Consider the following 24,078-nt stretch of genomic DNA (forward strand, 5'->3'; position numbering starts at 1 on the left):
TAAACACCACTTCCTCTTTTATCGATATTAAGAATAAGAAAGAGGGGGATGTTTATGAAACGACTGCTATCAATACCCAATAAATATGCGATCTTAGCGATGGGGACCATGCTACTATTCATTATCGGGGTAGCCTCAACAGCCTATACACAGATCACGTCCAACATGGAGGAGGCAATGGAACAAAGTCTTGAATCGTATCTCCAACTTGGGTATGAACTAATTGATGCCCATTATCCAGGAGAATGGACGATTGAAAATGATCAACTGCTTAAAGGGGAATATCTTGTAGACAATAGTATGGTCGATCCAATTGCTGATATGATCGGTGGGGACGCGACACTTTTTATGGGAGACATGAGAGTTGCGACAACTGTTGAAATAGACGGAGCTAGGGCTGTAGGGACGACTGCTTCTGATCAGGTCATTAATGCCGTACTAGGGAACGGTGAGTCTTATTTCGGTACGGCTCCAATTCAGGGCGAGCAATATCAAACGGCTTATCAACCAATAGAAAACAGTAACGGTGAAATCGTCGGCATGTGGTTCGTCGGACATTCTCAGGAGGGAATTATATCGACCGTCTACAACAATTACTTTTGGTTTGCTGTCGCTTTTATTGTTGTAGGGGTTATAGCGGCTCCATTATATTATCTGTTAAACCGAAACATTAGCCTACGTTTTAAACACACGACAGGCGTACTTTCTAGTGCGAGTGAGGGAGATTTTTCTAAAGTACTAAAAGTAAATACAAAAGATGAACTTGGTTTAGTGGCCAAGAGCTATAATCAAATGAGAAGCCAGTTTCAAACTTTATTAGAAGAGATCCAGACCACATCAGAATTGGTCGCAGCATCATCAGAGGAGCTATATGCAAGTGCTGAAGAATTAGGTGCGGTATCTGAACATAACACCACTCTTAATGAAGATGTTGCGAACAGTACAACCGCTCAACGAGAAAAAGCGAATGAAGCATCGAAACGTGCTTCAGAAGTGATGGACTTAATGCAAAAGATGTCCTACCATCTATCAGATGCTAGAACAGTCTCTGAAGAAACTTCAAGTGAAATCGTGAAAGGCGGTAAATTAGTAAGGAATTCCATGAAGAAAATGGAATTTGTTCAGTCGCACACGATGGACACATCCAACAGTTTTGACCAACTACGTCAAGACTCTGAAACTGTCGGAAACATTGTAACAACAATCACAGAATTTGCAGATCAGACCAACCTCCTTGCACTTAACGCCTCCATTGAAGCAGCGAGAGCCGGAGAAAGCGGCAAAGGTTTTGCGGTGGTAGCGAGCGAAGTAAAACGTTTAGCGCAAGATTCCGCACATGCAGCAGAAGAAATCGGTCGATATGTAGAAAACATTCAACGACAAATTAAAGGCTCTTCATCCAAGATGAAGAACAGTCTCCATGCTGTGGAAGAAGGACTTGATGAAGTTGCCAATGTCGAGCACGCTTTCCAACGAATCGATGAATCGATGAAAAAGCTTTCTACTAAAGTCGAGCAAGTGAGTGAAGATGGTGGTAAAGTAACAACGGAAACGGTATTTGCGGACAATGCGATTCAGAGCGTAACACAAGACACAGAAGCGATCGCAGACATCACACAGCAGGTCGCAGCATCTTCTCAACAGCAACACGCATCAAGCGACGAAGTTGCCACAGCTGCCGAATCCCTAGCTGAATTATCGCAGCGGTTAAAAGATCAAGCTTCAGTTTTTCGTTTTTAGTTAATGGTCTTGATGATATATTCTTACAGGTATACTTCCTCTAACAAGGCTGATATAGATAAAGAATGATCTGTATAGTTGGTATAGGTTAAGAGAGTCTAGAAACAGGGTTCTCCTGTTTCTTTTTTTTCAGTTTCCGGACTCTTACTCTTCTTTATCCATTAGTCTTCTGATTTGTGGAGTTTGCCTCTCTACATAAGGGATTAGTACTTCTCTTATGAAATCAGCGGTCAGAGTCCCTTCATTAAATACAATCATATAATCAAGATCATAAAGTAAACGCATAATTTTATTCAAAATCGGCCTTAATTTTCCCGCCTTTTTATTGTCAATATGTACTATGTGTTTGTCTCGAATCTGAATATAGATGCCTAGACAAGATTGAACATGGCTTCTCTTTGTATGTCCTTCTTCTTCAATTTCATTTAACATTTCCTTAAGGTTTACCATTACATCATCCAACAAGTATAATCGACCTCCCTCTCCTCGTTACCCCAAACTCGATGAATGAATCAAAACCAAGATGACATCAGGTTGAGAAATTATGATTGTAAAGCTCAAACTGACTGACAAGAAAGCGTTTTATGGAAGCCTCATTTAGAAATTGTTCTTTTCGCTTGCTATATTTCTTAGATTATGTCGTGGATCTTCTAAATGAAGGACAGATTGGAAAGTTCCTGTTTTACATCAAAGATTTATCGAAAGTGAGTGTGTTGTAATAGACTGTTGAAATATTGAGATAAGTGTCGATGGTAATATAAAGATTATAAATTGGAAGGATGGCAAAGATGTGTCTTTATTCTATAAACATTTTTAACTATATTGTGCACGATTGGAGAATAGAATTCAGTTTGTCTATAGTTTTTTTAATTATTTCAGTCACTATACTATATAAAATCAATAGAATTAAAACGCCATTAATTAAAGAGTTTTTTTTAGGGCACCTTTAATGCTGCTAGTTAGTTATGGTAGTACTCCTATTGTAATCCTAATATGTATTTTATTCCTATTTATCAGTGAGTCATTAATTGGAACAATAATAGATTTTGCAATTTTCACCTTGGCATTCATTACTTTAGTAAATTTAATAGAAATAAGATACTTGAAAACAAGCGTGATGGAAAGAAAGGAGCTGTTTGTTATTCTGGTAAAAGCGTTTGCGATTGAAATATTTCACTATTATGGAGATGAACAAAAGCCCTTAGAAAAGAAAAAAAATAATTAACATTATTACAGAAAAAAAAGCCTACGGATGAAATTGAACTTATACTCAAAAAAAATTGAATAAAATAGAATTACAAGTGAATGAATATCCGAATGAGAATAAAGAAAATAGTAAGTGAATACCTAAAAACCGTAGCAAATATTAATTTGATATTGGGAATAAAGTAATTCACTTTCCGGCTAAAAAAATTTTCTTCATGTATTACCATGAAAGCAATCGATTGTTGATGAAGCATCGCTTAAGTCTTGATAACACAATACCGGTCCGGATATGTACAATGATGTCTTCCTTTACCAATCGAATAAGTACATAGAAGTTCTATACTAAGATCAAAAGAGCAACTGCAAGGGGGAAAGTTCATTCTTGTAGTTGCTCTTTTTTATTTGTAGTTCTGAACTATCCCAATAAATTCAGAGAACTCCTCGGCAGTGATGCCGTCATGGATGTCGTATCGTGTTAATTCGAATAACGGATCGCCAGGAAGGACTCTTCCTGTTTTTGTTGTGAAAGCAAGCTCATAGCCGATTTCTTCAATGATTTCAATCGTTTCTTCAGTATATCGGCCATATGGATACGCAAAGGATCTTGGTTCACCTAGCAGTTCGAAGTCCTTATTTAGGTCATACTCTACTTCTTCTCTAGGTTTTGTCACTAGGTGTGATTGGCGGTCATCATCACGATAATGAAGGTTGTGCGTATGGCCACCGATTTCAATGCGGTGTTCCATGTCATACATTTCGTCCCAACTCATCGTTTCCATTGGATCCCCACTGTAAGGTTTACGCTCGTCTTCAATGCGACCAGAAATCATATAAGAGATCCCTTGCACATCATACTCTTCCATTACAGGGTAAGCATATTCCGCGATCGTTTTAGAGCCATCGTCAAACGTTATTACAACGCTCTTATCAGAGATCTCTTTCGATCCTTCCAAATACAATGCGAGCTCTGTTAAGGTCAGCGTTTCATACCCATTATAATGCAACAATTCTAACTGCTCAGTAAAATTAGCAATATCCAAATTGCTATGCATATCATGATGCTCTTTCCCTACTTCATCATAGAAACGGTGATACATCAATACAGCAATTCCAGAGCAAGGATTGAATTTTTTTTCAATTAAGTCATGTTGAGATAGTCGGTCTAGAGCAAGGGAAAATTCGTGATGAACGATGGATTCGTGCAAATTAATCACGTGATCTTCTGGCTCGATAATCTCAAGAGAAGCTAGCAAGTTTATAATTGAAGTCGTCCGAGTAGAGAAATCGTCACTGAATTCAGTCGTAATAGGACCATCATCTGTAAGAACATCATTCAAATCAAATAAGTGATCAATAACTTCTGTGAATTCCCCGTATGACAAATGAACGGCATACTCTTGTTCCTCAAAAGGAAACTCCTCAGCAATGAGTGTATCTAATGAAGCTTGTTTATTGTTCGTGAAGTGCTTTTCATGACTCTCTGTATCAATCTGATAACGACTCGTTAGAATTTTCGCGGCTTCCCCTCTGGCTCATGCCATCTTCCAACACAACTTCAGCAGTCGATACACCTTGCGACTGAGTACCGCAAGCTGCAAGAAGCACAGCATAGACCCCCAATAAAGGCACACGTAATAACGAACGTCTAGTCATTAACGCTCCCCCTCAACCCATTATTCGAATAGTATAATAATCTATGGTAACCATAGCGCAATACAAATCTAAGTAAAATATCCTAATACCTTCCTTAGTAAATCTATCATACATAATCATAGATTTAAAGAATCGAATGGAAATAAATAGGAGATTTGTATAATGTATCATTATAAATACATCATTAAATAGGTTATTATAACTACCTATCGCCAGGCGACTGTCCCCTTGTTATAAAATATGACATAATATTTAGAATTTTATATTGACATGCATTTTGTATAGAAGGTATTATTTTTTTTATAGAGCTGAGCGATGGGGTTAGCTAGTTTTTGTTTATCAACTAAGGGTGTGAGAATATGGTGCAGTCTTTGTATCGTGTAATGGAAATAGTTGAGTTATTCACGAATAAAGAAGAACAAGTTCGGCTTAATTTATCAGAAATTTCCGAATTGAGAAGATTGCCACTGAGTACAACACATCGAATGGTAGGTATTCTTATGGAATACGATTACTTGAAACTCAACGAGGAGACGAAGAAATATTCTTTAGGTGATAAGTGGATGGTTGAAGGCCTGCGTCAACTAGGGAATCATTCATTACGTTCAGTCGCACACCCAATTATGAAAGAGATGTCTCTCGAATTGAAAGAGAGTATCTATTTAAGTATTCCAGGCAAATACTCTTCCACGCTCATTGAGCGGTTAGATAGTCCAGCAAGGGTACGTGTTGTTGATAACCTTGGTGACCGTTTTGCAATGCACCTTGGAGCACCAAATAAAGTGATGTTAGCTTTTTCAACGTTTGAATTCGTTCAAGATGTACTTAATTATTATGGAGAAACGGATCAAGAGGAGCATTATACTAGAGAGCTAGCACAGATTAAGAAACTTGGTTATGCAATTAGTTACGGAGAGATTACGGAGGGTACCATTGCCATTGCAGCACCAATTCTCGGAATGGATGATAACGTTCAGGGAGCACTTTGTCTTAATCTAATTCAACATCAAGTATCAGATGAGTATGTGGAATCATTGATCTCTCCGATTATGAAGGGAGCAGGTAAAGTATCAAGAAGAGTTGGAGGTAAGTAATATTTTTTTGTTCCCATTATGAAATTCACTTTCATAATGTGGAAACGAGAAAGGGGTCTACGGTGTTCTCATATATAGGTAAACGTACCTTTACTGGTGTTCTAATCGTACTAGCAGCCATTACGATGAACTTTGCACTCATTCAATTGGCACCTGGGAATCCGATTAGCATTCTATCAGGACAGGACAATCCGTCTCCTGAAATGGAGAGAGCGTTAATTGAGCGATATGGACTGGATGACCCTGTACATATACAATTTTTCAATTATTTAATTAATTTATTTCAAGGTGACATCGGAACTTCTATTATTAGTAATCAGCCTGTTTTGTCACTAATTATGGAAAGGTTAGGACCTACACTCATTCTAGCTCTAACTGCTTCAATACTTGCTTTAATTTTGGGAACTGCGTTAGGTATTTACTGCGCTCGAAAGCGAGGCTCAAAGTAGATACGATTATTTCAGGAGGGTCATACGTATTCGATTCCATGCCGAATTTCTGGTTGGGAATGATGCTCATACTTATCTTTTCATCTTGGTTAGGGTGGTTTCCGACTTCTGGAATGATGAGTTTAAGGGTGAATTATACAGGTATCGATTACTACATTGATTTGCTTCGACATTGGATCTTGCCTGCATCGACGATCGTACTCGTCACTGCACCGTATTTCTTTAGAATTTCACGTTCCTCCGTGATTCAAGTGATGAATGATGACTTCGTACAAACATTACGTGCAACAGGTATGGGAGAAGCAAAAATCTTTAATAAGTATGTCTTTAAAAATGCAATCTTACCAACGATTACAGTCTTTGGAATTACACTAGCATACATCGTTACGGGTGTTGCCATTATTGAAATTGTGTTTTCTTGGCCAGGAATGGGAAGCTTTATGCTCGAGGCTATTAGTCGACGTGATTACCCATTATTAATGGGAATTTATTTAATATTATCGATATCTGTTGCAGTAACAATGCTTGTTATTGATGTGATTTATGGTTTTATTGATCCGCGCATTCGTTACAAATGAGGGAGGGACCATGATGAAAACAGCAGATCCAGCCATTCGACCAGTGCACACAAAACCCAAGCTTATTCCAAGTTATCTAGGTGCTTCCCTACGAGGGAATCGTCCCTTGCAGGTCGGTATACTCATTTTAACTATACTTATCTTTGTCGCAGTCTTTGCTCCAATACTGGCAACGCATAGTCCTTATGTTTTAAGTAATCAATTAGTCGCACCACCTAGTGGTGAGCACTTTCTAGGAACAGACGGCCTTGGTCGAGATGTGTATAGCATGATTTTGTATGGTGCTAGGACATCGCTGATGATTGGAGTCATTGCTGCGCTGATCTCAGGTATTATAGGTACTCTAATCGGTGGAATTGCAGGTTATTATGGTGGCAATGTTGACCGTTCCCTAACAGAGGTTAACAACATCTTCCTCATGATGCCGACGTTTTTCTTGATTTTAATGATCGTAGCTTTTTTTGGAAGTAGTTTGACGAATGTGATGATTATTATTGGACTTACTACATGGGCAGGGAATGCAAGGTTGATGCGTGCACAAGCCATGTCCTTACGTGAGAGGACATTTGTAAGAAGTGCAGTTGCAATGGGAGAATCGAGGATGTCTGTTATGTTTCGCCACATAATTCCCAATGGGATCTTTCCAATTATCGCGAATACAACAATGAATATATCTGCTGCGATTCTGACAGAGTCTGGCCTAAGCTTTTTGGGGCTAGGTGATCCAAATGTTGTAAGTTGGGGCCAAATTGTGTTTGATGGACGATCATATCTTACATCTGGTTGGTGGATTTCAACATTTTCAGGACTAATGATCGTCATAACCGTGCTTGCATTTTATCTGATTGGTGATGGGTTAAATAAGATTCTTAGTCCAAAACTTAGAAACTCTTAAAAGAAAAGAGGGGTTCGGGGTGTCATTGCTACACGTAGATCATTTTAATGTTACCTATCAATCATCGCAAAAACGAATTCAAGCCGTTCGAGATGTATCACTGTCATTAAACGATCAAGAATCACTAGGAATTGTCGGTGAATCTGGATCTGGGAAGTCAACACTTGCCATGGGCATGTTGCAAATGTTGCCTTCTAAAACGACAGAAATTAGGGGGGAAGTTTTACTTCAAGATCAAGAAATAACCCAGCTGAAAGAAAAGGAACTAAGGAAACTTCGTTGGTCGTTATTTGCAGTCGTTTTTCAAAAATCAATGAATGCACTTAGTCCAGTTCACAAAATAGGTACCCAGTTAAATGATATTTATCGTTTGAAAAAGAAGTGTTCAAAGAAAATTGCTAAAGAGGAGGTTATGAAGCGGCTAGATCTCGTTAACCTTCCATCTTCAGTGTACCATTCATACCCCCATGAGTTGTCAGGGGGAATGATGCAACGGACATCTATTGCACTTGCTTTACTTCATCGCCCAAAATTACTCGTTTTAGATGAAGCAACGACAGCTTTAGACGTGGTTACACAAGGTCAAATTTTAAAGGAACTAAAGCAACTTGAAGCTGAATTGGGTCTATCCAGAATTATGATTACACATGACTTATCAGTAGTGTCGGAATCTTGTGACAGAGTTGCGGTTATGTATGCAGGAGAAGTTGTTGAACAAGGGTTCGTTCGAGATGTTTTGAAAACACCATTACATCCATACACCTTGATGCTCACAAAAGCAATTCCAAAAGGACACCACAAAGAAGCACGAATAGAAGGTCAAACTGGTAAATTCCCTGATCTGAGCGAACCCATTCAAGGTTGTATATTTGTAAATCGTTGTGAGTTTGCGAGTCAGCGTTGTCATGATGAAAAACCTCGTGAGAAAATGATGCCCGACCAACGCATCGTTGCTTGTCACTTTGTAGAAGGAGGGGAGCGTCTATATGAGTCACGTCATCAAAGTGAAAGGCGTCAAAAAGCACTTTAAACCAAGAAAAAAGCAAGGTGAAAAGTATGATAGAAAATCATTTGTAAAATCAGTTGATGGCGTTAATTTTACAGTTAATGAAGGAGAGGTTCTAGGCATCATTGGCGAAAGTGGGTGTGGTAAGTCGACATTAGCGAAGTTGCTCGTAAACCTAGAAACACCAACCAGTGGTGATATTACAATTCAAGGCAAGCCGATCCAGCAACTGTATAAAGAAGACCAAAAAGCATTCCGTAGGCGAGCTCAAATGATTTTCCAAAACCCATTCGATACCTTTGATCCTAGATATACAATTGCCAAAGTGTTAGAACGTGCCATGAAAATTCATAATATTGGTAGTGGAAAAGACGAGCGGAGAAAAATGAGCGTTCAATTATTAGACCAAGCGGGATTAAACCCTCCAGAAGTTTTTCTTAATCGTTATCCTCATGAATTATCAGGTGGACAATTGCAACGGGTGTCAATTATACGATCTATGTTACTTAATCCGGATTTCATAGTAGCAGATGAGCCAGTATCCATGCTGGATGTGTCAGTCAGGGCAGAAATCATGAATATTCTTGTCGACATTTGCCAGCAAAGTAACAAAGCTATGGTTTTTATTAGTCATGACATCCAAGCAACACATTATATCGCTGACCGTATTGCGGTTATGTATTTAGGGAGATTTATTGAAGAAGGCCCTGCAAATGAAATTTTACACAATCCCAAACATCCATACACACGAGCGCTCATCTCGAATAGTCCTGCAATTGAGATTAGTAATATGAATGAGGCTATTACGCTAAGCGGAGATCCACCCTCGCCAATTAATACCGGACCAGGGTGTTATTTTTACAATCGTTGTTATATGAGAAGAGATTCTTGTCAACATGAGTACCCTGAGAAAAGAGTAGTGTCTGAGCATCACGTGGTTTATTGTCCATATACGGTTGAACAAAAAAAAGGAGGAGTTAGCTTGAAAAAGGTGGCGTTGGGTACTGCACTAGGTATGTTGCTTGCAGGTGGTGTTCTGGCTGGGTGTAATCCAGCGAGTAGTGAGGGAGTAGAGGCTGTAATTGTAGGAGCAGACGGAGATCCACAAACGTATAATCCAAATTCTAGGTCTGATGATTTTATGTATCCTGTCGCTCAAAATGTATTTAATCGTCTAGTGAAATTGAACAATAATCAAGAAATTATCCCTGACTTAGCCAGGAATGGGAAATATCTGAAGATGGACTATTGTATACCTTTCACCTACATGATGATGTCACCTGGCATGACGGTGAACCTTTTTCAGCAGAAGATGTAAAATTCACTTTTGATATGATTGTAGAACATGATGGTCCAGCAGGCTTTAACTTGAGTGATATGAAGGAAGTGAGAGTTGAGGATGATACGACAGTAGTCATTGAACTTGAAAATCCTAACGCTGCCTTTCTCGGGTATTTAGCTTGGTATGGAACGTTTATTGTTGCTGAGCACGTGTACGATGACAGTAATTGGGATTCAGGTACGACGATTGAGCCGATTGGAACAGGACCATTTGTATTTGACGAACATACAAGTGGGGTGAGTATTAATTTACTCGCAAATGAAGAGTATTTCGGTCACGTACCTGAAGTTCCATCACTAGTGTTCTCAATCACTGCAGATCAAGATACAAAAATGCAAGCATTTTATAACGGTGAAATTGATATTCTAGGAACCGCTCCGCCAAGTTCTGAAATTGCATCTCTTGAAGAGAATGAAGATTACGTGATAGAACGACGAGTATGGCCCTCAAGAGAGTATATCTTTTTTTAATACGGACGTAGAGCCATTTGACGATCCACTCGTCAGGGAAGCTTTTGCTTATGCCATCGATAATGAGGATATTGTTGGTAAAGCATTGGCTGGTCAAGGTCAAGCGGCTACTCATTTTATATCACCAGTATTTGAATGGGCACAAAATGACGATGCAATGATCCCGGAAGCAGATCAAGATCGAGCAATTGAATTGCTAGAACAAGCCGGTTATTCAACAGACGGAAGCGGTGAAAGCTTAGAGGTAACTATTGATGTATTTGATTCTGGAGCATTCTTGGACATGGCAACGGTTATCCAAGATCAATTGTCACAGATTGGTGTATCGCTTTCTATCAACTCAATGGAGTATGCCGCATGGCAAGAAAAATTGATACAAATCGTGACTATCAATTTAGTATGATGGGTGGTTATCAAGGACCTGATGTTGCAGCGCTTGGGGCAAGAATTAGCTCTGATGGATCAAATAATCATACAGGCTATAGCAATGACTTAGTTGACGAGAACCTAATCATAGCAAATCAACTTGTTGAAGAAGTGGATCGCGCACCTTATTATTATGAAATTCAAGAAGAATTGTTAAACGAGGTACCAATTTTACCTATTTCTGAGTGGATGGGAAGCAATCCAATTCATTCTTATGTATCTGGAGATCCTTTTTCTGAACCAGCCATTCAAGAAACTGGATTTAGTGAATACAATCATGTTCAACTAAATTGGGACTAGAGGTGAGAACAGTGAATATCGAAGAGATCATTAATAAAGTGCCAAACTACGAATCGTTTTTAACTGTTGAGGAAATGGATGCATCGACAAGAAGTCTTCAAGAGAACTATCCAGACATCGTATCTGTAAAATTGGTGGGTCATTCTAGAAAGGGGCATCCAATAGAGTGCATTACGATAGGTACTGGAGAGTTGCAGGCACTTTGTTTTGCACTTCCACATCCTAATGAACCTATTGGTGCAATGACAATGGAGTTCTTAACGAAGGAGCTCGCAGAAAATGAGTCACTAAGAGATTCATTGAACTTCACATGGCACATTATTAAATGTATAGACCCAGACGGTACGCGTTTAAATGAAGGTTGGTTCAAAGGACCTTTTGATATTTTTACGTATAGTCGCAACTTTTATCGGCCAGGTGGGCATGAACAAGTTGAATGGACATTCCCGATTTCATACAAAACGTTGGACTTCAACTCACCAATTCCAGAGACAAAAGCACTCATGAATTTAATTGAAGAGATTCAGCCAGACTTTATGTATTCGTTACACAACGCTGGTTTCGGAGGGGCGTATTGGTATATCACCCACGACTTGCCTGAACTCTACGAAGACCTTCGTAATAGTGCATTAAAACAAGAGGTTCCACTTAATCTTGGAGAGCCTGAGGCGCCGTTTATTAAAGAGTTTTCACCTGCTGTTTTTAAGATGATGTCGGCCATTGATGAGTATGAACACACACTAAAATATACAGGCAAAGCCCTAAACGGGATGCTGGAACATCGAGTGCAGATTATGCGAAACAGTTTAATGAAGACTGCGTAACGTTCCTCACTGAACTTCCGTATTTCTACGATGAGCGAATTGATGATGAATCAGAGACGAGTCGTACTCGTCGCGAAGTGATCTATGAAAATGTAGAAAATACGAGAGCTCATTATTCTTATGTTTCAGAGCTTATTAAACCTGTCTGGCACCATATATCAAGTGACAATCCGTTTTTGACGTTAGTCGATCAAATCATTACCCACCTAGATTCGTCTACTGAAGCTAAAATAAATTGGGCGAACGAGAACCCTGAGTTTTCGCTGAAAGCAACGACTTCTCAGGTTGTTGATAACCTGTTAACAGCAAAATTTTATCAAGGCTTGTTTTTAGGAATGACGGTTCGTGCATTTGAGTATGAGCACTCTCGACTACTAGCAGAGACTGGAACTGATGTTGAGGAGTTGAAACAGTCAATTGAACTAGGGCTAAAACGTTTGGATGAACTATGCGGAGAGCTTGAAGAATCTTTGAATTATAAAGTCATCCCAATTCAAAAGTTAGTTAAGATTCAAGTAGAGGGTGGTTTACGAATCGTTAATCATCTTCGGGAGAAAGCAACATGCTAGATGTTTCGATTGAGCGTTTACTCAAGCAGAACAAAGATTTTGTAATTGATCGTTCCAAACCTGCGCTTGCTAGAATACAGTATGAAAATTTGCGAAAGCAGTTTTCGGAAATTGATCGACCGTTGTCGAACATAGAAGAACTTCATCTAGAAACAGACACGCATAAAATTCCTATGCGTGCTTATATACCTGAGAATGTGAATGAAAAGTCATCTACACTCGTTTTTTATCATGGCGGTGGCTGGGTGCTAGGAAACATAGAGACCGTGGATTACCTATGTCGTTACCTTGCTTATGAATCAGTCTTAGGACGGTCTCCGTAGATTATCGATTAGCACCTGAACACCCTTATCCAGCAGCCTTTGAAGATGCTTATCTTGCAGCAAGTTGGATTCAAGAGAAATACAACTCTCCCATTATCGTAGCGGGAGACAGTGCTGGTGGAAACTTGGCTGCAGCTGTATGTCTAAAAGCTAGAGAGTCGGAGTCCATACAGATTGTTCAACAGTTATTATTTTATCCGTGCCTTTCATTACAGATGGACACACCTTCATATAAACGACACGGAGAAGGGTATAATTTAACGAGCGAGGAGATGAGATGGTTTATTGACTCTTATACTCCTGAAGTAACGATGCGAAAAGAACCGTTTGCTTCCCCGTTATTAGCGGTATCACATAGTCGTTTGCCTCCGGCAGTAATCATTACAGCGGAATATGATCCTCTTCATGATGATGGTCTACTTTACGCAAAACAATTAAAAGATGCTGGAGTAGAGGTGTATTACAAAAGCTACTCAGGCATGGTGCATAGTTTTTTTCAAATGAACGGAGAAGTAGAAGCTGCACGAATTGCCTTAGATGAAACAATTAAGCAAATCAAGCGAGGTGAGTACCATCTTTATACCCAAACACTATGAAATGAAAGATCATGAAACAATGTTTGCCTTTATTGAGCAATACAGCTTTGCGAACATCATCTCTAGGGGCTCAGAGCAACTGCATGGTACTCATTTGCCGTTGCTTTACGAGCGCCGGGTAGAAGGTGACTACCTTATCGGGCATATGGCAAAGGCAAACCCACAATGGAAGTCAATAACTGGCGACGTATTGGTTATCTTCAACGGTCCTCATACGTATGTGTCCCCTGCTTTTTATGAAAAGGAAGGGTTTGTTCCAACGTGGGACTATCAAGCTGTTCATGTTTATGGAACTTATTATGATAAATCAGAGCCTGAAGATCTAAAGCGGATTATGAACAATACAATACATTTCTATGAATCAACCCAAACGAGCCCTTGGCATGGTAATGTTCCAGACGAAATCTATAACCGATTAATTAAAGGAGTCGTCGGGTTCGAAATTGCAATTGAACGGATGGAAGGTCAGTGGAAGCTACATCAAGATCATCCGATAGAAAGACGCCAACTTGTAAAAAAAATGCCTTAGCAAAGAGCAAAGACCAAGGAGCAAGAGAAATCGCAAAAGCCATAACCTAAGGGGACAGTCCCCCAGCGCTTTAACGCGCCGGGGGACTGTCCCCCTTATTTAAACCTCTAATCTTCTTCTTTTAAAATGAACTCAAGCTCTTCTCGTAATGCAGGTCCGAGTGTCCTCGCATAGAGCGTGGAGATATGATTATTATCTCTTAGCGTAATGACGTTACCGATAATCGGTAGGCACTCTCCGCCTACACAGAAGTGGTCTGTCAGGTCTACGAGGTGTACGTTCGATGGGATATTCTCTTCACCAATCCAATCCCACGGTTGCTCCTCGGTTAATAATTCATCACGAGGCGTCGCGCACTCAGACGGGTCTGACGCTTGCTCTAAGCATTGCGGAACGTCGAAATCCATCCGTTGATTGTCACGTAACGCTAGAATATCAATCTTACCTTCGAAGTTTTCCCACATCTCGACGAATCCTTCTGATGTTAGTTCGATATTCGCATTAGCAGTCGTCACGATTAAGTCGGGTTCGTGATCAATGAGTGGCTGAATAATATGCTCATTCCAGTTCACACAAAGATCGGTAAGTGCTCCACCATGATTGTCTGTCGTAAAGCGACAACCGTCTTTAATGTACGTGTCGATTTGCATATTCAAGTCCCCTGCAATCTCTTCAAGTGCTGGGAACCAGTGACCAGAATGGGAACCGCCGACTAATGCCACGCGATAATCAGGATCTTCTGTTTCCCCAAATGAGCAGCGATGAATGCGATCACTATCAAGTCCTGTGTAGCATTCCGAGTCGTCATACATTGACGGTAACTCTTCACTCGCTTGTAGAATCCGGTCCATCGGATCAATATCCGGGTTCGGTGTCACCCCGTGCGAAACGGCTTGGGCTCCAGGGAAATCGTTAATAGACGCTCCTTCTGAAGATACAAGGCTTTGCTGGACTTGGGTATGCTGCCACTGCCATCCTCCGTTTGCGATGAACACCGGGATCATGAAAACTGCAAGCATAGCAATGACTTTTCCCTTGTCCTTGCGTGTTTTTACACTTTGGCTTCGAGTGGGCGATTCGATTATTTTTCCTGAGATTACGGATAGAATAAATGATAGTCCGAGTAATAACAGCCCGTCTACGAACGAAACGGTCGCATTATTCGTGATTGCGAAATACATAATGAGAATCGGCCAATGCCAGAGATAAAAGGCATACGAAATACTTCCAAAGTAAACGAAGGGTTTCGATCCGAGAACCTTTTGCACACCGAAGGTTGTACCATTTTCAGCGGCAATTAAGATAAAAATAACCCCAGAAATCGGAAGAAGTGCGGCATAACCAGGGAATAGGTCAGAGACCGGGAGTACCATTCCGGTAAAGGCAATGATCAATAGGCCTAGCCAACCTAAAATGAAACTAACGATACGATGTAGCGAGAAATAAGAGAGCGTAAGTGCTAAAATCCCGCCAATACTAAATTCCCACACTCGGGCGAACGTATCGAAGTACGCCCACGGCTGGTTGACCGTTGTAATGTATACAGAATAAGCAAATGATCCAAGAAAAATCGTAATAAGAACCGATAGTAGCGTTTTTCGCACCGGTTGTTTGAATAGTTTTTTTGCTAGAAAATAAGCCAGTAAAATAATCAGTGGCCACGTTATGTAGAATTGGCCTTGAATGGACAACGCCCAAAAATGTTGGAGTGGACTTGCTTCGTTATTCTGAGCAAGATAGTCAACAGAGTTTGTTGCGAGCTCCCAGTTCTGAAAATAAAGCGCAGAAGCAAACACTTCTGAGATCGTTTGTGACCATTGTGATTGTGGCAAATAGAAATACGAGAAGATGATTGTAACGAACATCACGAAAAAGGCCAATGGAAATAACCGTCGCATTAAGCCGAGTAAGTAAGTACCAAACTGAATCGTTCCAGTCCGCTCAAGGCGGGATAAAAGGGACGTTGTAATTAGAAATCCAGAAACGATAAAAAAAAGACATCGACGCCACCAGACACCGTGCCAAACCAAATATGATAGACCGCAACGAGCAGGGCAGCAACCGCGCGCACACCTTCTAGCTCGGGTCTAAATCGCTTATCAGGAACACGTAAATCATTCAATGACTACACCTCTTTTGCAAAAGCTACCACGCAACAGCGTATCACAAATAGATGACAATTAGATTAAATCTAATTATAGAATTTATTAAGAAAAAGGGGACAGTCCCCCAGCGCTTTAACGCACTGGGGGACTGTCCCCTCTGTTAATGAAGGTCTTCATGCTTATTCTCTAGCTTGAACTTCCCGAATGCGAGTAGCGCAATTACGAATAGAATAAAGACATTCGGTAGCATGTACCTGAAATCTTGTGCTGGAATAGCCGCGAGCATCGTTCCCCAATTTAGGATTACAGGAGTAGAGATGAGCAAGAAACGTACGCCATTCTTAATTACTCCAGCGCTCGTTGCTAATAGAATTAACAAGATAAATAAAGCAGGACGCCAGATGAGTTCTAGCAGTTGTTCATCAGTAAATGTTAAATAGTCCATTAACCCGTGGTGCACACGTTCGCTTAGCGGTGACATCTCGAGTCCGTGTGGGTTATCCATTACTTGACTTGCAAAAGCGGCAGTATACGCGCGATTCGGCTCATGAATTTGCCAAACGATTGACGTTTGGTACAAGTAGCCTTCAACAGCGAGGCCGAAGTTATTGCCTACAATACCCGCCCATGTACCAATGTATCCAGGAATATCATCGGCGAGTCGATCACGGTCAAGCTCAGGATGGAACTTAATATGGTCAGACAAAAATGGGTGATACGCTTCTTTCCACGCGTCGACTGGCATGTAGTAATCAAGTTCTGCAGCTTGTTGATCTGTTAAGGTCCCGTTCTCATCATTTAGGATGTATCCAATTTGCTGGTGCGGAATGCTTAAAGACTCGATGGATTGCGCAGGATTTACATCAAGTGCCGAGAAAACCGGTCCGGTTATGACGATATAAGTAACTAAAGTTACCACAATCGGTGCAACAATGGCACGCCAGTATTTCAGATGCATCAAACCGAGTGCAATGAGCGAAACGAGCACAATCGGCAAGCCATTATTCCGGAAAAAAAGCAAGCGCGAGCATCGTTACCGTAAGTAGAATCACATTTCGCCAGATGGCGAGCCACGTTCCCTTTGAAATAACGATGTTCATAAAGTACACAGTGAATAACAATAAGAGCACACTATACAGAACGTCTTTCCAGAACGTCACCGCATAAATGCCTGTAATTGGAATGATCGTGATGATAACGGTCGCAACGATTAAGGCAATGTAAGGCAGTCCGATGCGTCGCAATGAAAACATCGTATAACCCCAAACCGCTCCAATAAACAGCACTTGGAACAACGTGACGATGGCAGGATTATCCCAAATCGATGTGAGTACGATCGTCAAAACTGTATAAATCATCGGATGCCAGTTGCTGAAATCATAATCAAGTGATTGTCGCCAATGATGGAAAGAATCAGGCGTCATCGGCCCTGGGAAGAATCCGATCCAGTAAATAAAACCAATCAGAACGATCGGTAAGCCAAAGTAAACAATCGTCCACGGGGAAGGCTGATGTTTTTTCCAATAAAAGTGCCAATCCGTTGCGATCATACGATACATGACGGCCCAAATGAGTAGCACGTATGTGAGCACGGCGATGATAATGATTGGCACCGGACCAATACTACCTTCTTCTTCTAAATGAACCATTTCGCCAACCGTACTAAAGTAAAATAAATAAGTAAGGATTGCTATAACGACTAGGTGAATCGGCCTTTTTAAAAAGCTAAGAAAGGACCGTCTTTCATAAACCATCTGATAAAAAAACAAAGCGAAACTTGCAATAAAGACAAGTGAGAAGATAACCACTCGCCACGGAGCGATCTCCCATGTTTCATAAACGGGCTCAAATAGAGTAAGTACGGCTCGTGCTGAGACGAGCCCCGCCATGATTGAACTAACAATCACAGTTATAATCCGTAATACATTCATTGTTCTTCTCGTCTCTTTTCTAGAGCGAGTCGATTCAACTCAACCTCAAATTGTTTCTTTTGCGATGATGCGACTGTGTCTAAAATCAAACCACAAACGAAAGACAATGTACTCAATACAACAAGTCCTACCGCGAGAATGGCCGATGGAATCTTCGTTATAAAGCCATTTGGAAGTACTCTACAATGACCGGTATACCCGCAATCAGACCGAACAACATGAATAACACGCTCCAGGCAGTAAAGAAGGACAAAGGCTTGTACTCTTTAAACAGAACGAAGATTTTACGGAGGACTTTTAGTCCATCGCTATACGTATTCAGTTTGGATTCACTGCCGTCTGGTCGATCTTTGTAATCGATGGCCACCTCTTTAATAGGAAGTCTTTTGTCTAAAGCGTGAATCGACATTTCTGTTTCAATTTCAAAGCCTGGACTCATGACAGGCATTGTTTTGACGAACAGACGATCAAACGCACGGTATCCTGTGAAGATATCTTTAATGTCACTTTTGAACAGAAAATTAATTAAATTTTTAACCATATTGTTACCTAAGTCATGAAACGCTCGTTTATTCTCATCAGAATAGGAACCGTTCGTTAGACGATCACCTATGACCATGTTCGCAGTCTGGTCTTTAATCGGTTGAATGAGTTCATGGACGAATGACGCAGGGTAGGTTAAGTCGCCATCAACCATAATGTAGCAATCGGCATCGATGTCACGGAACATGGACCTTACGACGTTGCCTTTTCCTTGCTGGTTTTCTTGACGAACGATCGCACCATGAGCGCGCGCAATCTCTGATGTTTTATCACTCGAGTTGTTATCGTAAACATAAATAGCTGCGTCCGGGAGTTCGGATCTGAACTCGTCGATCACAGCACCAATGGTTTGTTCTTCATTATAACAAGGAATTAGTAATGCGATTTGCACAAAATTTCCTCCAAACGTACTAGTCTATAATTTCCATAAATAGTATATCAAATCTGGACTTAATATACATATGTAAATTTAAATTTACATAATTAAGAGCGCAGCACCAATAATAATTAATGTAGCACCGATAAGTTTACGTAGTGTAATTGATTCTCGTAAGAGAATAGCAGCTAGGGCAAAGGTCCATAAGTAAGTAATTGAGGTGAGTGGAAACACAACGGTATAAGGAAGAAACTGCAACACATAAATGTTTAGTAGTGCTCCAGTACCGTAGGCGGCTCCACCAATCATCAAGTTTTGAATAAATGTTCGATGAAGACCAATGCCTTCACTGGTCGCTCGTTTGAAATAGTATGCACCAACGGACCCAAGTAATGTAAACAACAAAATGAGTAGAATAAGCTGACTAATGATCGCCACCCCCGATTAACGTTGCCCCGACCATGATGAGGAGTGTCCCAACAATATTTATTGACGTAATTTCTTCTTGTAAGATGAAGACCCCGAGCAACACTGCAATGACGTATCCAATGCTAAGCAATGGATGTAACACAGAGAGAGAACCGAAACGAAAGGCCACGATCATAAGTACCGCCCCAGCTCCATAGAAAAGAAATCCAATGACTAAATAACCATTTAAGTCAGCGTTGGAAAGCTTCCAAAGCAATTGCCCAATCGCGGTACAGAGTGATGCGAAGAGCATGAGGATAATTCCCCAACGATTTTTAGATAAGGAATGCAGAAATGAGCTCATAAGTATACGTAACGTACTCCTTTTCAATATTCTCCCAACAGTATACATCATTCTCCCCCTCTTGGGGGACAGTCCCCCATCGCGGTGAAGTGGGAAAGGCCACTACATTAATTATACAGAATATTAATAATAATAATTACTTTGAGATTATATTCATGATACAATTCTTTTGAACATACGAATAAACAGCTTAGAGGTTTGGGGCTATGGAATGATGGTCTTGCTTTTTCTACTTAAGTTTGTGAGAGGAGGGCTTATTGGTAGGAACTTCATAGATGAAAGGGGAGGTTTTTTTTGAAGAAGTTGGCGTTAACAAGTGGCTTGTCTCTTTTGGTCTTGTTAGCTGCATGCGATTCTGAAGAGGTGACTGAAGAGGTTGATGCTACAGAACCAGAGGCTACGGAAGAAGACGACGATGACGTAGACGTTGAAGTCACTGAGGAAGAAGCACCGGAGGAAGAGGTCGAAGAAGAACCTGAAACAGAAGCGAGTTCGGATCAATTAGTAACCTTAGGTGAAGGCGTGAATGTACAAGACGAGGATTATTTTGATGAGATCTATGCAGAATATTATGCAGTAGTCCGTAACGATAATGAAGAAGAGGTTTCCATTGGCGCGAACGTCACCCTTTATGATGAATCAGAGTCGATGGTTGGTTCTTTTAGCCACATTCAAGTTACACCTCAAGTGATTGGCCCTGGGGAGAACGCTTACCTTACAGGATTTCAAGAAATTGATGAAGACTATGCAGACTACGATGTTACGTTATCAATTGGTCGAACTCTTACATCCAATGAAGTCGACTTGGAGGTCGTAGAAGTTTCACTTACTTCTTCAAGTGCCATCGGAAAAGTAGAGAACAATAGTGAGCACTCTATAAATTACCCTACGTTAATCTTAGCTTTTTATAATTCAGACGACGAGCTTCTAGGGGTTGAAATGACGGGTATAGACAATACCTTAGAACCTGGACAAACGAATAGCTTTGAATATAATTTGGATTTTGTAATTTTTGACTCAGCAGAAATAGAAAGGGTCGAAGCGGTCTCATCCGGATATTATGATATGTAAGATTCACATTTTCACAAAGAAGTCGCTCACAATGAGCGACTTTTTCTTTCATATAAACTTATGATAGGATCAAAGAAGTTGTAACATGTTACATCGTCATGACGTCTGTAATACATGAAGGGAGCAGAGCGAATGCTAAAATGGTTTATGTTTGTTGTCTTATCAACCGTAGCGGTTTCTTTGGCTGCCTGTACATCGGATGAAAATGAGGAGACTCTTACATTAGAAGACATAGAAGCAAGCGTTGAAAAAGAAAAAAATTCAGATTTAAATGAAGAAGAGGTGATTGAAGTTAATGATGATGTTGTCATCGCCTCTGAAATGGACGAGAAGGTTGATGTAGTGACTGAAGACCTCGTTTCTCAGGAAGGGTATCATGAGCGGTTCAGAAATGATCAATTAGAACAATTTGCTGAATTTGATGAGTATGAGCGTTTTCTTGCCGATGAGGTAGGGCAAATCGAAGTCATGGATGAAGACGGAGTCGAGCACATCTATCACAGTTATCAAATGGATATTGTGCGCGAAGGTAAAGTATTTATCCACTTAATGACTCATGAGTATGTCGAAAGAGAAGACAACTTTGAGTTGATCGATACTACAACGACTATAGAGGTTCATAGCATCGAGAGTGGAGAACAACTAGAACTCATTGATGCAGATACAGGTGAAGTTATAGATGAAGCGAATTTCACAAACGATCAGGTGAACAAAGAATACAAGGGAATACATAGCGGCGAGCTCTACTAACTTTCGGGGACAGTCCCCCGTCGCTTTAAAGCACTGGGGGACTGTCCCCACACGAAGTCGTGATAGTGCTCAATACCCTGAAAATAAGATAGTGTTTTCTCTGTTGATACTAGTGTCTGCTTGTATGGCTTAAAGTACAATTTATAGCTACTCCAACGGTAATCTTGCGGTTGTTGGACAAGCTTAGCTTCAATAGGGTTCTGATGGATGTAGCGACTGGCAGATTTAAAGTAGGGTAGCGTACCAATGAGGTGAGCTTTATAGCGACCTTGGAATACGTGACCACAGAGATCGTATCGCTTATTAAAGTAAATGGCGTAGTTTGCATGGACGGATTTCATAATGGGGGTTGTGGAATGGTCGATCGTCTCAAGTAAAAGATGGATGTGGTTTGGCATTAAGCAATATGCATGGAGTTCAAAAGGGTAGGACTCTTTCGCAGCTTGTAATAAACGGTAGTAGCGTAGATAATCATAGTCATCATGAAAAATGATCCTTTTTTTGGTTGCCGCGGGCATTAATATGGTATGTTGCACCAGGAAACCATATTCGGGGTTGTCTTGCCAATAAACTGTCACCTGCTTTCTTAAGATTTTGTTTCAGACAATACATAATTCGATACGATTCGTGCAATTCCTTTATTTGTGGGGACAGTCCCCCGCCGCTTTAAAGCGCTGGGGGACTGTCCCCACAAAAGAGTATAACGAAGGGGGAAATAGCTCATGAAGAAAATTCACGGTGTTTCCGTAGCTCTCACATTGCCACTGTTCTTGATGGCATGTAATGGAGAGGATTTAGAAGCAGAAGAGGTTAACGAAGGGGACAGAGAGGTTGTAGATGAAGAGGAAGATGAAACATCATTTACGCCTAGGACTGAAATAGAGCAGCTCGCATACGAATCTGATATAGATACGCTCTATTTATATATGAGAGATGAGGATCTTGAGGAGCTCTATGAACGGGATGTTGATTCTGACGATCGTCTCACTGCATATTCGTTTAAATTCGCCTGAAGCTGAAATAAAACATTTAGATGGAGGTCTCCGTTTTCGAGGGAATTCAACAAGGCAGATGGACAAAAAATCGTTCAATGTTCGCTTTGAAGACCCGCAAGCTATCACATTTGGTAGCAATCGGATGAATTTGAATGCGAACTTTAGTGATTCTTCGATGATGCGAGATCAACTAGCGTTTGGGATGTTTCGTGATGCCGACGTAATGGCACCTAGAACGGAATACTTTAATCTTTTTATGAATGATTCATATGAAGGTTTATACGCTCATGTTGAGCGAATTGATTCTGATTTGTTACAAGCTAATGGTCGTAATGGCGATGGAACTCTTGTCCGTGACCGAATTCGTAACCAAGAGATGGATATAAACTCTACTTTTTCCTACGATCTAAGTGAAGTTGATGATCATGAGCAGTTCTTTGAAGAAGTGTTTGATTATCGTGGCGACCCAGAGTGGGAAGCGATTGCTGAGTTAGTAACTTGGGTCTACGAGACACCGCCTGGAGAGGAGTTCGCTCAGAAATTTTATGAAGAGATGGACGCAGAGCGTGTTGTTAATTTCTTAGCGATGCATTTCATCGTCAATGATATTGATGCATTTGGTGACGATTATTGGTGGTACCTCGATCATGAAGATCCCGAAGCAAAATGGGAATTCATCCCGTGGGATAAAGACTTAACATTCGGCTCTCACAGTCGTACGGATTATGGAACAATGAATGATTACATGCGCTATGATGATCCTATTGGTTCAGGGTGGGACAATCTGCTTTTTGAAAAAATGATCGAAACACCTGAAATTAAAGAGCATATCGATCGTAACCTCGTAAAGCTGATGGATAAGTTTGATGAAGAGGAAGTAAACGCTCGAGTTGATGCCTATTATGATCGAATTAAAGATTTTGTACCAATTGACCCTAGCACAGAAGGTGCGTTTGAAACTCATCCACAAAATCACTTTTCAGAGTTAGCCGATTTTGACGAGCAAGTAGATGTGGTGCGCGAATATGTACCTCTGCGTTACGAAACGATTAACACACGAATTGGAAATTATGAGCGACAAGAACGTTACCACATTACACATTCAATTGATGAAACTCAAGTAGGTGAACAAGTATACTTTACAGACTCCCGCGGGATGTATTCGCCGTCTTTGAGCCAACCTCAGTGCAGCAACCTGGTGATGTAACCCTTATGATTAATGAACTTGAAGAAGGGGATCACATTGACGGTGTTCAACGAACCTACAACTTTGAAGCCGAAGATGCTGATGTTGAAGGGGATTTGACTTTGTATTATATCAATACGAACGACGTGACCAACTGGTACAAAGACAAAGAACCAATCGGTGACCAATGGGGATTGTCAATTGCTGAGCGTGTTAACGGAGAAACGGACGTTTTGGAGACGGATGTGAATCCATATACAAATCGCGCAACGTCTGAAGACGTGCAACTCAATGGCACTCATGAATTTGTCATCACGCAATAATATAAGGGGCAGTCCCCCGGCGCGTT

Annotated in this window: 29 protein-coding genes and 1 pseudogene; 20 read left to right on the top strand and 10 right to left on the bottom strand. The window is 40.7% G+C overall.

Going from position 1 to position 24,078, the window contains the following annotated elements:
• Positions 1 to 54 precede the first annotated feature (54 nt).
• Positions 55 to 1,740 (top strand): methyl-accepting chemotaxis protein, encoded by a 1,686-nt coding sequence (locus JCM19055_RS00980; RefSeq protein WP_193745249.1) that lies wholly within the window; start codon positions 55 to 57, stop codon positions 1,738 to 1,740.
• A 144-nt stretch (positions 1,741 to 1,884) separates the two neighbouring features.
• On the opposite strand, the gene JCM19055_RS00985 is transcribed toward JCM19055_RS00980, so the two are convergent.
• The 3 genes from JCM19055_RS00985 to JCM19055_RS26890 form a co-directional block, all read right to left on the bottom strand.
• The gene (locus JCM19055_RS00985) at positions 1,885 to 2,205 is read right to left on the bottom strand and encodes a hypothetical protein (RefSeq protein WP_042358156.1); all 321 of its coding nucleotides are present in this window, start codon (positions 2,203 to 2,205) and stop codon (positions 1,885 to 1,887) included.
• A 1,139-nt stretch (positions 2,206 to 3,344) separates the two neighbouring features.
• The gene (locus JCM19055_RS00995; RefSeq protein WP_042358158.1) at positions 3,345 to 4,328 is read right to left on the bottom strand and encodes a polysaccharide deacetylase family protein; all 984 of its coding nucleotides are present in this window, start codon (positions 4,326 to 4,328) and stop codon (positions 3,345 to 3,347) included.
• Between the two features lie 103 nt (positions 4,329 to 4,431).
• Entirely contained in the window at positions 4,432 to 4,599 is a 168-nt protein-coding gene (locus tag JCM19055_RS26890) for a hypothetical protein (protein ID WP_193745250.1), read from the bottom strand.
• A 359-nt stretch (positions 4,600 to 4,958) separates the two neighbouring features.
• Between JCM19055_RS26890 and JCM19055_RS01000 the strand changes: the two genes are divergently transcribed.
• From JCM19055_RS01000 to JCM19055_RS01050, 14 genes are all read left to right on the top strand, one after another.
• On the top strand, positions 4,959 to 5,693 hold the full coding sequence (locus JCM19055_RS01000) for an IclR family transcriptional regulator (RefSeq protein ID WP_042358159.1): 735 nt from the start codon (positions 4,959 to 4,961) through the stop codon (positions 5,691 to 5,693).
• A 62-nt stretch (positions 5,694 to 5,755) separates the two neighbouring features.
• Entirely contained in the window at positions 5,756 to 6,142 is a 387-nt protein-coding gene (locus JCM19055_RS27890; RefSeq protein ID WP_265181617.1) for an ABC transporter permease, read from the top strand.
• Between the two features lie 38 nt (positions 6,143 to 6,180).
• Positions 6,181 to 6,720, top strand: coding sequence for an ABC transporter permease (locus JCM19055_RS27895; RefSeq protein ID WP_265181618.1), 540 nt, complete (start codon positions 6,181 to 6,183; stop codon positions 6,718 to 6,720).
• A gap of 13 nt (positions 6,721 to 6,733) precedes the next feature.
• The gene (locus JCM19055_RS01010; RefSeq protein WP_081833338.1) at positions 6,734 to 7,615 is read left to right on the top strand and encodes an ABC transporter permease; all 882 of its coding nucleotides are present in this window, start codon (positions 6,734 to 6,736) and stop codon (positions 7,613 to 7,615) included.
• Positions 7,616 to 7,634: 19 nt separating this feature from the next.
• Complete coding sequence (locus JCM19055_RS01015; RefSeq protein WP_042358160.1) at positions 7,635 to 8,645, top strand: ABC transporter ATP-binding protein; 1,011 nt, start codon at positions 7,635 to 7,637, stop codon at positions 8,643 to 8,645.
• Positions 8,602 to 9,939, top strand: a complete 1,338-nt coding sequence (locus JCM19055_RS01020) for an oligopeptide/dipeptide ABC transporter ATP-binding protein (protein WP_081833339.1) — start codon at positions 8,602 to 8,604, stop codon at positions 9,937 to 9,939. Before JCM19055_RS01015 ends, JCM19055_RS01020 begins: the two co-directional genes overlap by 44 nt.
• Positions 9,870 to 10,433, top strand: coding sequence for an ABC transporter substrate-binding protein (locus JCM19055_RS01025; protein ID WP_193745251.1), 564 nt, complete (start codon positions 9,870 to 9,872; stop codon positions 10,431 to 10,433). Before JCM19055_RS01020 ends, JCM19055_RS01025 begins: the two co-directional genes overlap by 70 nt.
• Positions 10,420 to 10,836, top strand: coding sequence for an ABC transporter substrate-binding protein (locus JCM19055_RS01030; protein WP_081833341.1), 417 nt, complete (start codon positions 10,420 to 10,422; stop codon positions 10,834 to 10,836). The genes JCM19055_RS01025 and JCM19055_RS01030 overlap by 14 nt, the downstream gene beginning before the upstream one ends.
• Positions 10,791 to 11,159 carry a hypothetical protein gene (locus JCM19055_RS01035; protein ID WP_152549674.1) on the top strand — a complete coding sequence of 123 codons (369 nt, stop codon included), beginning with the start codon at positions 10,791 to 10,793 and terminating at the stop codon, positions 11,157 to 11,159. Before JCM19055_RS01030 ends, JCM19055_RS01035 begins: the two co-directional genes overlap by 46 nt.
• 11 nt (positions 11,160 to 11,170) lie before the next feature.
• Positions 11,171 to 11,983 (top strand): M14 family zinc carboxypeptidase, encoded by an 813-nt coding sequence (locus JCM19055_RS27900; RefSeq protein WP_265181619.1) that lies wholly within the window; start codon positions 11,171 to 11,173, stop codon positions 11,981 to 11,983.
• A 77-nt stretch (positions 11,984 to 12,060) separates the two neighbouring features.
• Positions 12,061 to 12,552, top strand: a complete 492-nt coding sequence (locus JCM19055_RS27905) for a hypothetical protein (RefSeq protein WP_265181620.1) — start codon at positions 12,061 to 12,063, stop codon at positions 12,550 to 12,552.
• Positions 12,546 to 12,875 carry an alpha/beta hydrolase gene (locus tag JCM19055_RS22235; protein WP_052365745.1) on the top strand — a complete coding sequence of 110 codons (330 nt, stop codon included), beginning with the start codon at positions 12,546 to 12,548 and terminating at the stop codon, positions 12,873 to 12,875. Before JCM19055_RS27905 ends, JCM19055_RS22235 begins: the two co-directional genes overlap by 7 nt.
• Positions 12,851 to 13,471, top strand: coding sequence for an alpha/beta hydrolase (locus JCM19055_RS24990; protein WP_081833342.1), 621 nt, complete (start codon positions 12,851 to 12,853; stop codon positions 13,469 to 13,471). The genes JCM19055_RS22235 and JCM19055_RS24990 overlap by 25 nt, the downstream gene beginning before the upstream one ends.
• Position 13,472: 1 nt before the next feature.
• Complete coding sequence (locus tag JCM19055_RS01050; RefSeq protein WP_052365747.1) at positions 13,473 to 14,000, top strand: FMN-binding negative transcriptional regulator; 528 nt, start codon at positions 13,473 to 13,475, stop codon at positions 13,998 to 14,000.
• A gap of 107 nt (positions 14,001 to 14,107) precedes the next feature.
• Here the strand turns inward: JCM19055_RS01050 and JCM19055_RS01055 are convergent, their stop codons facing one another.
• From JCM19055_RS01055 to JCM19055_RS01080, 6 genes and pseudogenes are all read right to left on the bottom strand, one after another.
• Complete coding sequence (locus JCM19055_RS01055; protein ID WP_265181621.1) at positions 14,108 to 16,030, bottom strand: acyltransferase family protein; 1,923 nt, start codon at positions 16,028 to 16,030, stop codon at positions 14,108 to 14,110.
• A 235-nt stretch (positions 16,031 to 16,265) separates the two neighbouring features.
• Entirely contained in the window at positions 16,266 to 17,093 is an 828-nt protein-coding gene (locus tag JCM19055_RS01060) for a DUF6020 family protein (RefSeq protein ID WP_265181668.1), read from the bottom strand.
• Positions 17,094 to 17,106: 13 nt separating this feature from the next.
• Positions 17,107 to 18,036 (bottom strand): hypothetical protein, encoded by a 930-nt coding sequence (locus JCM19055_RS01065; RefSeq protein ID WP_042358165.1) that lies wholly within the window; start codon positions 18,034 to 18,036, stop codon positions 17,107 to 17,109.
• Positions 18,033 to 18,970, bottom strand: a pseudogene (locus JCM19055_RS01070) (glycosyltransferase family 2 protein). Before JCM19055_RS01070 ends, JCM19055_RS01065 begins: the two are co-directional and overlap by 4 nt.
• An 84-nt stretch (positions 18,971 to 19,054) precedes the next feature.
• Positions 19,055 to 19,393, bottom strand: a complete 339-nt coding sequence (locus JCM19055_RS01075; RefSeq protein ID WP_265181622.1) for an EamA family transporter — start codon at positions 19,391 to 19,393, stop codon at positions 19,055 to 19,057.
• A complete protein-coding gene (locus JCM19055_RS01080) occupies positions 19,380 to 19,676 on the bottom strand; it encodes an EamA family transporter (RefSeq protein WP_265181623.1) in 297 nt (98 codons plus the stop codon). The genes JCM19055_RS01075 and JCM19055_RS01080 overlap by 14 nt, the downstream gene beginning before the upstream one ends.
• 345 nt (positions 19,677 to 20,021) lie before the next feature.
• Here JCM19055_RS01080 and JCM19055_RS01085 point away from each other — a divergent pair, with 345 nt between their 5' ends.
• Positions 20,022 to 20,798 (top strand): FxLYD domain-containing protein, encoded by a 777-nt coding sequence (locus tag JCM19055_RS01085; protein WP_042358167.1) that lies wholly within the window; start codon positions 20,022 to 20,024, stop codon positions 20,796 to 20,798.
• Between the two features lie 132 nt (positions 20,799 to 20,930).
• Positions 20,931 to 21,548 (top strand): hypothetical protein, encoded by a 618-nt coding sequence (locus JCM19055_RS01090; RefSeq protein ID WP_042358168.1) that lies wholly within the window; start codon positions 20,931 to 20,933, stop codon positions 21,546 to 21,548.
• Here the strand turns inward: JCM19055_RS01090 and JCM19055_RS01095 are convergent.
• Positions 21,545 to 22,066: a transposase gene (locus tag JCM19055_RS01095; protein WP_265181669.1), complete on the bottom strand. Its 522-nt coding sequence runs from the start codon at positions 22,064 to 22,066 to the stop codon at positions 21,545 to 21,547. The two genes, JCM19055_RS01090 and JCM19055_RS01095, sit on opposite strands and share 4 nt — an antisense overlap.
• Positions 22,067 to 22,270: 204 nt before the next feature.
• On the opposite strand from JCM19055_RS01095, the gene JCM19055_RS01100 reads away from it, so the two are divergent.
• The 3 genes from JCM19055_RS01100 to JCM19055_RS01110 are packed head-to-tail and all read left to right on the top strand — an operon-like array spanning position 22,271 to position 24,052.
• Positions 22,271 to 22,561: a hypothetical protein gene (locus JCM19055_RS01100; RefSeq protein ID WP_042358169.1), complete on the top strand. Its 291-nt coding sequence runs from the start codon at positions 22,271 to 22,273 to the stop codon at positions 22,559 to 22,561.
• Positions 22,503 to 23,750 (top strand): CotH kinase family protein, encoded by a 1,248-nt coding sequence (locus JCM19055_RS01105; RefSeq protein WP_265181624.1) that lies wholly within the window; start codon positions 22,503 to 22,505, stop codon positions 23,748 to 23,750. Before JCM19055_RS01100 ends, JCM19055_RS01105 begins: the two co-directional genes overlap by 59 nt.
• Positions 23,729 to 24,052, top strand: a complete 324-nt coding sequence (locus JCM19055_RS01110; RefSeq protein WP_193745254.1) for a hypothetical protein — start codon at positions 23,729 to 23,731, stop codon at positions 24,050 to 24,052. Before JCM19055_RS01105 ends, JCM19055_RS01110 begins: the two co-directional genes overlap by 22 nt.
• Positions 24,053 to 24,078 lie beyond the last annotated feature (26 nt).

The sequence above is a fragment of the Geomicrobium sp. JCM 19055 genome (assembly GCF_000698185.1).
Classification (GTDB): Bacteria; Bacillota; Bacilli; order Bacillales; family Marinococcaceae; genus Geomicrobium_A; species Geomicrobium_A sediminis.

Excerpts from the sequence above, each read along its gene's own strand:
- JCM19055_RS22235 (WP_052365745.1), top strand. The coding sequence starts at position 12,546 with ATGCTAGATGTTTCGATTGAGCGTTTACTCAAGCAGAACAAAGATTTT.
- JCM19055_RS01010 (WP_081833338.1), top strand. The coding sequence starts at position 6,734 with ATGAAAACAGCAGATCCAGCCATTCGACCAGTGCACACAAAACCCAAG.
- JCM19055_RS01035 (WP_152549674.1), top strand. The coding sequence starts at position 10,791 with ATGGCAAGAAAAATTGATACAAATCGTGACTATCAATTTAGTATGATG.
- JCM19055_RS00980 (WP_193745249.1), top strand. The coding sequence starts at position 55 with ATGAAACGACTGCTATCAATACCCAATAAATATGCGATCTTAGCGATG.
- JCM19055_RS01100 (WP_042358169.1), top strand. The coding sequence starts at position 22,271 with ATGAAGAAAATTCACGGTGTTTCCGTAGCTCTCACATTGCCACTGTTC.
- JCM19055_RS01090 (WP_042358168.1), top strand. The coding sequence starts at position 20,931 with ATGCTAAAATGGTTTATGTTTGTTGTCTTATCAACCGTAGCGGTTTCT.
- JCM19055_RS01080 (WP_265181623.1), bottom strand. The coding sequence starts at position 19,676 with ATGCTCTTCGCATCACTCTGTACCGCGATTGGGCAATTGCTTTGGAAG.
- JCM19055_RS27895 (WP_265181618.1), top strand. The coding sequence starts at position 6,181 with ATGCCGAATTTCTGGTTGGGAATGATGCTCATACTTATCTTTTCATCT.
- JCM19055_RS26890 (WP_193745250.1), bottom strand. The coding sequence starts at position 4,599 with ATGACTAGACGTTCGTTATTACGTGTGCCTTTATTGGGGGTCTATGCT.
- JCM19055_RS01050 (WP_052365747.1), top strand. The coding sequence starts at position 13,473 with ATGAAAGATCATGAAACAATGTTTGCCTTTATTGAGCAATACAGCTTT.
- JCM19055_RS01095 (WP_265181669.1), bottom strand. The coding sequence starts at position 22,066 with ATGCCCGCGGCAACCAAAAAAAGGATCATTTTTCATGATGACTATGAT.
- JCM19055_RS01065 (WP_042358165.1), bottom strand. The coding sequence starts at position 18,036 with ATGAATGTATTACGGATTATAACTGTGATTGTTAGTTCAATCATGGCG.
- JCM19055_RS01000 (WP_042358159.1), top strand. The coding sequence starts at position 4,959 with ATGGTGCAGTCTTTGTATCGTGTAATGGAAATAGTTGAGTTATTCACG.
- JCM19055_RS01105 (WP_265181624.1), top strand. The coding sequence starts at position 22,503 with ATGAACGGGATGTTGATTCTGACGATCGTCTCACTGCATATTCGTTTA.
- JCM19055_RS01020 (WP_081833339.1), top strand. The coding sequence starts at position 8,602 with ATGAGTCACGTCATCAAAGTGAAAGGCGTCAAAAAGCACTTTAAACCA.